The sequence below is a fragment of the Streptomyces laurentii genome (assembly GCF_040635425.1).
Taxonomy (GTDB): Bacteria; Actinomycetota; Actinomycetes; order Streptomycetales; family Streptomycetaceae; genus Streptomyces; species Streptomyces laurentii.
On record NZ_JBEYHT010000115.1, the window covers coordinates 1 to 7,845 of the forward strand.

The following is a 7,845-nucleotide window of genomic DNA, read 5'->3' on the forward strand; positions in this document are numbered from 1 at the left end:
CCGCCCTCGCCACCAGCATCCCCCTCCTCATCGGCTTCCTCGCCTCCCTCCTCGGCATCGGCAACCTCGCCAACAAAGTCAAATCCGTCTTCCACTCCGTCTCCCGTCCCGTCAACCGCGCCATCGACAAACTCGTCGACCTCATCGCCAAAAAAGGCAAAGCCCTCTGGAAGAAACTCAAGAACAGGGGCGACGGGAAGGGGAAGACCGGGGACGGGAAACCTTCGTTCGAGGAGAAGAAGGCTCGCCTGGACAAAGCCGTCGGAAAGGCCGTCACGCGTGTAAACGGCCTACCCGGAGATCACGCAGAGGAAGGGGACATCAACCCGATCCTCGATTCCGTTCGCACCGAGTACGGTCTCACGCGTCTCTACGCGACACGCGACAAGATTTACTGGTTCATCGTTGGTGAAATAAATCCGAAAAAGAAGGATCGCTCCAACAAGAAGTCGAAGAAGAACAAGAACTCCGACGAGCTCACGGCGCTGGCGGAGAGCAACAAGGGTAAATGTAAAGCCGTAGCGATCCTCCGCACAAAGGACGGCGGATACTTTGAAGGAACGAGCATGCAACAGCGCCCGGCATCCTCCCTCAACCCGGATGCACTCAAGGAAATCAGACGCTTGCGACCGAACCACCACCTCGGCTGCGCCGAGATAGAGTGCATCAGCGCGGCCTACAACGACCGGGACGCCAAGGCCAAGGAGAAAGCCGAGCGCAACAGGCGTAACAGGGTGTACGAGGACGCCGAAGGAGCCGAGAACGCGAATCCGGCGAGGGGCGGCAGCATGGAAGCGGCGCACGCGGAGACCGATAACTGCGGGGACCCGTACCCGCCTTGCGCTTTCTGCGCACCCCTGTTGTCCGACATGGGAATAGTGATCCAAAATCGCTGACCATCGATCGAGTGAAATCAGGAGCGGTGCGTGAAGGTTCAAAAACTGGTCGACCGAGTCTGTACGTCGAACCCTAGGACAGCCATCTCGGCTCTGAATTCGCTCGAAGAGCAGATCAGCCCTCAAGGTGCCGCGTTCACAGAAGAGGCCGTCACGGCGATCCCCCTCCTGCTTGAAGCTGTCGCACGCCCGGAAGTCTCCATCAGGGCAGAGATCCTCAATTATTTGGGTGATGCATACGCATACACCTTGGGGACATGGCAGTTCCGCTGGGATGACGAGCCGGACATGCGGGATCATTTTTCCGAGATGGTCGCATGGGAGACTTCGATCTCGAAGAGTTACAGCGACTCGACTCCTGCGCTTCTTTCGCTCGTCGAGGAAGACAATGGCGAATCGGTGCGAGGTTCGGCAGTCTATCTTCTCTCACGCATCAGGAAACCCCTCCCGGAGCTGATCCCGACGCTCCAGGACATGTACGGCGAGAAAATCGGCGAACCACTGAAGGCCGACATCATCGAAGGGGTGGCGAATCTGAGCATCACACTCCGGCTAGGGCACTTGTCCGACGTTCAGTGGCTTCGCGAAAAGCTGAGCTCATCCTCTCCGGCCATCCGTCTGGGCGCGGCCCTGTCTCTCATGGCACGAGAAGAGGCGGATGATCGCAGTGCGTTGGCGCGGATCGCTCATGATGCTCGAGCCGAGGGTGAGAGCACAGTTCAACGAACCGCCTGGATGGCAAGAAAGTCCATCGACTGGGCCCTCGAACGCAGGGTTCGGTAGTGCCCATCCGAGCTCTTCCGAATACTCCCGATCGCGCATCTCATCGCGCCCGTCAGATGCCCGGGGCCGCCGTCACCACGCCGGCGGCGATGGCCGCGCCGAGGGCGGCGTAGTCGTCGGCGTTCTGGGCCGCGTAGCGCAGGGCGAAGTCGGCGATGGCGCGGTCGAAGACGTCGGAGGAGCCGAGGTACGCGGCGATGGCGATCCGGTCGCCGGAGCGGGCGTGGGCCCGGGCCAGCGCCCGGCCGCACAGCCGCGCGTACTGGCGCAGCAGGGACGAAGACATCGTCTCGACCTCGGCCGAGCCCTTCATGTCGCGCAACTGGCGCCAGTAGAAGTGGCGTTGCTCGGGGCCGGTCATCCAGCCGAGGAAGATGTCGCTGGCGGCCTGGGTGAGCCGCTGGCCGCTGACCACCCGCCGTCCCTGATGGTCGTAACGGCCGGCCGGCAGGTACGGCTCCAGGACCGAGGGAACGGCCTCCTTGATCTGGAGGAAGAGCGGGTCGCCTTCGTCCCGGCCCTCCAGGAACAGGATGAAGCAGCGGGTGCCGACGCTGCCGACGCCCACCACCTTGCGGGCGGCGTCCACGAAGTGGAAGCGGTCGAGGAGGATCCGGCGCTCCTCGGAGAGCGAGCTGCGGTAGTCGCTGAAGATCTTGCCGAGCGAGACCCGGTCGATGTCGGTGGTCCGTTCCAGCAGCGGCGGGGCGTCGATGATGTGCCGGCCGGAGTCGTCCCGTGCGGTGAGTTTACCCAGCGCCTGGAGGCTGCCGTGGCCGCGGGCATGGGCCAGCCGGCGTTCCAGTCGCTCCCGCCGGGCCCCGCTCACCAGGGGGGTGAGGTCGTCGGCGGCGATGCGTTCGTACCAGACGGCGAGTTCGCCGAGCCCGGCCAGGCGCCGCATGGCCATGCGGTACGACTCGGCGGCGACCAGGGCGGCGCGGTGGGCCTTGGCCTGCCCGGCGCCGTTCTGGAAGGCGGCGACGGTCAGGGAGGCGGCGAGCCGTTTGACGTCCCACTCGAAGGGACCGGGCAGGGTCTCGTCGAAGTCGTTCACGTCGAACAGAAGCGTCCGTTCGGGTGACGCGTAGACGCCGAAGTTGAGCAGATGGGCGTCACCGCACAGCTGGACGGTCAGTCCGGTGTGCCGGGTGGCGCCGAGGTCCGCGGCCATGATGGCGGCGGCGCCGCGCAGGAACGCGAAGGGCGAGTCCGCCATCCGCCCGTAACGGATCGGTACCAGGTCGGACAGCCGGTCGACAGACTGCCGCTCCAGGATGGTCAGCGGGTCGGGGCGCTGGGACGAGGGTATCCAGCGGCCATGGGAGGTGCGGGGGGCCCGCTGCCGGGCGGCCTTGCCGTTCTCGGCCCTTTCGGACGGTGTCGTCATCCCGCCTCACCCGCCTTTCCCACCGCCACCGGCGCGCGGTTCCGTGCGATCCATTACACGGCGCGCCGCTCGTTTCGGCCACTCTCGCCGACAGGACTTCCGAAATGGTTTAGACCAATGCTAGGAAGGGATCATCCAGCGATTCGGATGGGTACGCCCGGAAATGGTTGAACTCGGCACGACACGCGCCATCGGCACGACCGACGTGCCGTAGGTGGTGCATGGGACGCATGTGCCACATGCGAGGCATGTGACGGGCGACCGAGACAGCGACACCGGCAGCGACCGCACAGAGAGGCTCTGAGAGATGACCGAGGCCGTAACCGACCGCGGACCGAGGACGTCGGTCCCGCGCTACCTCCGGGTCGCCGCCGCACTGCGCGACGACCTCGTCCACCACCGCCCCGCCCCCGGCTCCCGGCTGCCCTCCGAACGGCACCTCGCGATCCGCTTCCGGGTCAACCGGCAGACCGTCCGCAGCGCGCTCCAACTCCTGCGCGAGGAGGGCCTCGTACTCACCGACCGGCGCGGCACCTTCGCCGCCGATCCGGCCGCTTCACGGCCCACGGCGGACGAGCCGTGGCGCGGGACCGCCGGCCCGCACCGCCGCCCCTTCCCCGGCGGTCCCCGGGCCGCCGACTCCCTGGTCCGCGCGGCCCTGTCCTGGGAGGCGCCGCCGGCCTCGCTGGCCGGTCGGCTCGGCCTCGCGCCCGGCGAGCCGACGCTGGTGCACCGGCACGCGGTGCTGACCCCGGCGGGCGCGTCGATGCAGCGTTCGGTGTCCTGGTTCTCCCGGCCCGCGCTCACGGAGGTCCCGCAGCTGGGCCGCTTCCGGCGGGGCGCGGAACGCTTCCGGCAGCCCGATCTGCGGCTGCTGTACCACTGGATGCACCAGGCGGGCCTTCGTACCACCCACCGCGAATCGGTCGGCGTGCCCGCGCCCGCGGCCCCGCACGGGGAGGCGGAGAGCGCGGACCGCGGCGCGTTCCGGCTGAGCGTCCACCGGGTGGTGGGCGACCAGCACGGGCGCACCCTGGAGATCACGGACATCGACCTGGCGGCCCGCAGCGGGGCCTGGACCTACGAGTTCGGCGGCTGAGCCCCGTACCCGCCTCTCCCCCACCCCACGCCCGGCGGAACGCGCCAGGCTCGCCCCAAGCGGAACGCACCGGAGTCGCCCGGCCGGACGCGTCCGGCGCGTCACCCCGTACGCCGTCCGCCACACTGGACGCCATGCCCCCGAAGCACAGCGCCGGTCTGCTGCTCTTCCGCCGGACACCGGACGGTGTCACGGAGGTCCTGATCGGTCACATGGGCGGCCCGTTCTGGGCCGGCCGGTCCGCCGCCGCCTGGTCGATCCCCAAGGGCGAGTACGCGGCGGACGAGCCGCCCGAGGCGGCGGCGCGGCGGGAGTTCGAGGAGGAACTGGGCCTTCCGGCGCCGGACGGACCGTGGATCGCGCTCGGCGAGAACCGGCAGCGCGGGGGAAAGACCGTCACCGTCTGGGCCGTACGGGCGGATCTCGACCCGGCGCGGGCGACGCCCGGGACGTTCACCATGGAGTGGCCGCGCGGCTCGGGCGTCCTGCGGGAGTTCCCGGAGATCGACCGGTTCGGCTGGTTCCCGCTCGCCGAGGCCGAGCCACTGCTGGTGGCGGGTCAGCGGGTGTTCCTGGCGCGGCTCGCGGCGCATCCCGACGCGTCCGGGGCCTGATTGTCAGACCCGTGCGAGAGGGTGGACGCCGTCAGTCCCGAACCGTCCTCCAGGGAGCCCGACATGACGACGACGATCAGCAGCCGCGAGCGCGCGGCCGCCCAGGCGTATCTGCGGCTGCTCGAGTCCACCCGGGCCGTGCTCTCCGATCCGCGTCTGGAGCCGTACGCGGCGGCGATGCTGACGCACCCGATGGCCGAGGCGGACGCGGCCCTGCGGGAGGCGGGGCTGGCCGGGAACGAGGAGCGGCTGCTCGGCCTGGTGGCGGCGCTGCGGGACTCCGCCGCCGCCGAGCGGGGGAGAACGGTCTGAGCCGTCCCTCCCCCACCGCCCCGGCCTGACCGGAGGCGGGCTCGGGCGGGTCAGCCGAGCCGGACCGGCAGCGTACGGACGGAACTGCCGACGAAGCTGGCGTGGCGCGGCAGTTCCGCCTCGGGGACCGCGAGGTCGAGGTCCGGGAAGCGGGTGAACAGCGCTTCCAGGGCGAGCGTGGCCTCCAGGCGCGCGAGCGGGGCGCCAAGACAGAAGTGCGCGCCGTGCCCGAGGGAGAGGTGTTTGACGGCCGGGGTACGGGTGACGTCGAAGCGGCCCGCGTCCGGGCCGTGCGCCGCGGGGTCGCGGCCGGCCGCCGAGTAGCCGGCGAGCACGGGGGTGCCCCGGGGGATGACCGTGCCGTCGACGACGAGGTCCCTGGTCGGATAGCGGAAGGGGAAGTAGCTCACCGGGCTGTCCCAGCGCAGGGTCTCCTCCACCACCTCCGCCCAGCCGGCCCGCCCCTCGCGGACGTGCGCGAGCTGCTCGCGGTGGGCGCACAGCGCGCGGACGGCGTTGGTGAGCAGGTTCAGGGTGGTCTCGTGGCCCGCGATGACCAGGAGCAGCAGGGTGCCGATGAGTTCGGCCTGGCCGAGCCGGTCGCCGCCCTCGTCGCGGGCGGCGATCAGCGCGCTGGTGAGGTCGTCGCCGGGGGTGGCCGTCTTGTCGGCGACGATGGCGGAGAGCAGGGCGACGAGTTCGCGGTTGGCGGCCAGGGCCCGTTCGGGGGTGATGTCGGTGGCGACGATCTGCTGGGACAGGCGGTGCAGCGGCGCCTGGTGGTGGGCGGCCAGGCCGAGGAGTTCGCAGATGACGCGGAGCGGGAGCGGCAGCGCGAAGTGGCGGCGGAGGTCGGCGACGCCGCCGTCCGCCTCGGCGGCGGCCGCGAGGTCGTCGAGCAGCCCGGCGACGACGCCGGCGACGCGGGGGCGCAGCGCCTCGATCCGGCGCGGTGTGAACGCGCGGCTGACCAGGGACCGCAGCCGCCGGTGGTCGGCCCCGTCGGCGGTGGTCATGCCGGGGACGGTGGCGAAGGTACGCAGCGGCCAGCCCTCGGGTATACGGCCTTCGGCGAGGGCCGTGAAGTGCCGGGCGCCCTTGGCGACATCGGGGTGCGCGAGGAAGTCGCGCAGGGCGTCGTGGCCGAGGACGGCCATGCCCGCGATGTCGCCGGGGAGCACGACCGGGGTCACCGCTCCCCGGGCGAGCAGCCGGGCGTTGTCGGCGTGCGGGCAGCCGCCGGCCGGGTCGGGGCGGTACGCGGGTCTGTCCTTGGCAGCGGGGGCCGGACGGGTGGGGTCCGGGGAGTCGGCGTCCTGGAGGTCGGCGGGGAGGGTCGGCATGGAGAGCGCTCCTGACGGTGGGCGGGGCGAGGGGATGGGTTCGGGTGGAATCGGGTCGGGCCGGGCCGAGTGCGGCCGGCCGGGTAACCGGGGTTCCGCAGTTCCGCGGTTCCGCGGTTCCGGGATGCGGCGTACGAGATACGGGAGTCGGGGCCACCGGGGGGGCTCAGTCCCGGCGGCGTGCCGCGCGCAGCACGTCCGCCGAGGCCAGGAGGGCGCCGCCGGCGATCAGCACGCCGGCGGCGACGACGGGCCAGGTGGCGTCGGCGCGGCCGGCCGCGACGAGGAGCGCGGTGGACAGGAGCGGCGCGAAGTACGAGAAGGTGCCGAGGAGTCGGATGTCGCCGTGTTTGGTGCCGTGGTCCCACACGTAGAAGGCGCCGCCGACCGGGCCGATTCCCAGGGCGAGCACGGCGAGCCACTGCCCCGGGTCGGGCCGGACCGTGGTCTCGAACAGCAGATGGCAGACGGCCGCCAGCGCCGCCGTGGCCAGGCAGAAGTAGGCGACCATGTCCGTGGGAACCTGCGGATAGCGGCGGTTGGCCACGGAGTACGCCGCCCAGACGAGCGCGCAGACGACCGCGGCCGCGTACCCGAGCAGGTAGGCGCCGCGCAACTGCACCCCCTGTCCGCCCGTCACCAGGAGGAAGGTGCCGCCGAGCCCGAGCACCGCGCCCGCCGTGTGCCACCAGCGCAGCCGCTCGCCGGGCAGCAGCGCGGAGAACACGACGATGAGCAGGGGCCACAGATAGGCGAGGAGGCCGGCGTCCACGGCGGGGGCGTTGCGCAGGGCGAGGAAGTAGAAGAAGTGGTAGCCGAACAGGCCGCCGATGCCGAGTGCCCAGGCGCCGCCGGGAAGTTCGCGGGCGAGGGCCCGGCCGCCGCGGAGGGCGCGGGGCAGTCCGAGGAGTCCGCCGACGGTGAAGGCCATCGCGGTGAGCTGGAACGGGGGGATGTGTCCGGTCAGCGTGGTGAGCAGGGCCAGGGAGGCCCACAGCAGTACGGCCACCGCGCCGGTCCCGGTGGCCTTCAGCCTGTGGTCCGGCCGTGCCGCCGAACCGGGTGTGGTCTCCTCCAGGGGAATGCCGGTGTGCGTGTCCCGCCCATCCACCCGTCCTCCAGTCCGCCGCTCAGGTGACGGCGCGTCCGCCCACAGCCCCGGACGCATCGTAATGACGTACGCCGGACTCGCCCACGGGTTTCCGCCCAACGGTCCGACGGGCGGTCCCCGGCCCCGCAACGGAGTCCATCTCCCCTCCCTGATCGGGGCGTTGAGAAGGGCATGACGAGCCTCGGCGGCCGGGCCCGCGCCCGGCCGCCGGGGGCCACGGCGGGCGCCCGCGCCGGCCCCCCCGGGTTGTTTGGGGTGTGCCATTCGACCGCCTTCGAGGCCTTCACCGGCAACGAG

General features: G+C 70.9%; 7 protein-coding genes and 1 pseudogene. 5 read left to right on the plus strand and 3 right to left on the minus strand.

Annotated features, from left to right (window positions below; translation table 11 throughout):
- Window positions 1-896 (plus strand): annotated as a pseudogene (locus ABZ693_RS35670) (hypothetical protein); the annotation flags it as partial.
- A gap of 30 nt (window positions 897-926) precedes the next feature.
- Window positions 927-1,679: a hypothetical protein gene (locus ABZ693_RS35675; RefSeq protein ID WP_359885655.1), complete on the plus strand. Its 753-nt coding sequence runs from the start codon at window positions 927-929 to the stop codon at window positions 1,677-1,679.
- Between the two features lie 52 nt (window positions 1,680-1,731).
- On the opposite strand, the gene ABZ693_RS35680 is transcribed toward ABZ693_RS35675, so the two are convergent.
- A complete protein-coding gene (locus ABZ693_RS35680; protein WP_359885656.1) occupies window positions 1,732-3,069 on the minus strand; it encodes a DUF2252 domain-containing protein in 1,338 nt (445 codons plus the stop codon).
- Window positions 3,070-3,376: 307 nt separating this feature from the next.
- Between ABZ693_RS35680 and ABZ693_RS35685 the strand changes: the two genes are divergently transcribed.
- The 3 genes from ABZ693_RS35685 (at window position 3,377) to ABZ693_RS35695 (ending at window position 5,094) form a co-directional block, all read left to right on the plus strand.
- Window positions 3,377-4,168 carry a GntR family transcriptional regulator gene (locus ABZ693_RS35685; RefSeq protein ID WP_359885657.1) on the plus strand — a complete coding sequence of 264 codons (792 nt, stop codon included), beginning with the start codon at window positions 3,377-3,379 and terminating at the stop codon, window positions 4,166-4,168.
- 134 nt (window positions 4,169-4,302) lie between these two features.
- Complete coding sequence (locus tag ABZ693_RS35690) at window positions 4,303-4,782, plus strand: NUDIX hydrolase (protein WP_359885658.1); 480 nt, start codon at window positions 4,303-4,305, stop codon at window positions 4,780-4,782.
- A 63-nt stretch (window positions 4,783-4,845) separates the two neighbouring features.
- On the plus strand, window positions 4,846-5,094 hold the full coding sequence (locus ABZ693_RS35695) for a hypothetical protein (protein ID WP_359885659.1): 249 nt from the start codon (window positions 4,846-4,848) through the stop codon (window positions 5,092-5,094).
- Between the two features lie 50 nt (window positions 5,095-5,144).
- Here the strand turns inward: ABZ693_RS35695 and ABZ693_RS35700 are convergent, their stop codons facing one another.
- The gene (locus tag ABZ693_RS35700; RefSeq protein WP_359885660.1) at window positions 5,145-6,437 is read right to left on the minus strand and encodes a cytochrome P450 family protein; all 1,293 of its coding nucleotides are present in this window, start codon (window positions 6,435-6,437) and stop codon (window positions 5,145-5,147) included.
- Between the two features lie 166 nt (window positions 6,438-6,603).
- Window positions 6,604-7,548 carry an aromatic amino acid exporter YddG gene (yddG, locus tag ABZ693_RS35705; RefSeq protein ID WP_359885661.1) on the minus strand — a complete coding sequence of 315 codons (945 nt, stop codon included), beginning with the start codon at window positions 7,546-7,548 and terminating at the stop codon, window positions 6,604-6,606.
- Between the last annotated feature and the right edge of the window lie 297 nt (window positions 7,549-7,845).

Coding starts and splice junctions, on each gene's coding strand:
- ABZ693_RS35685 (WP_359885657.1), top strand. CDS start 3,377: ATGACCGAGGCCGTAACCGACCGCGGACCGAGGACGTCGGTCCCGCGC.
- ABZ693_RS35680 (WP_359885656.1), bottom strand. CDS start 3,069: ATGACGACACCGTCCGAAAGGGCCGAGAACGGCAAGGCCGCCCGGCAG.
- ABZ693_RS35690 (WP_359885658.1), top strand. CDS start 4,303: ATGCCCCCGAAGCACAGCGCCGGTCTGCTGCTCTTCCGCCGGACACCG.
- ABZ693_RS35700 (WP_359885660.1), bottom strand. CDS start 6,437: ATGCCGACCCTCCCCGCCGACCTCCAGGACGCCGACTCCCCGGACCCC.
- ABZ693_RS35695 (WP_359885659.1), top strand. CDS start 4,846: ATGACGACGACGATCAGCAGCCGCGAGCGCGCGGCCGCCCAGGCGTAT.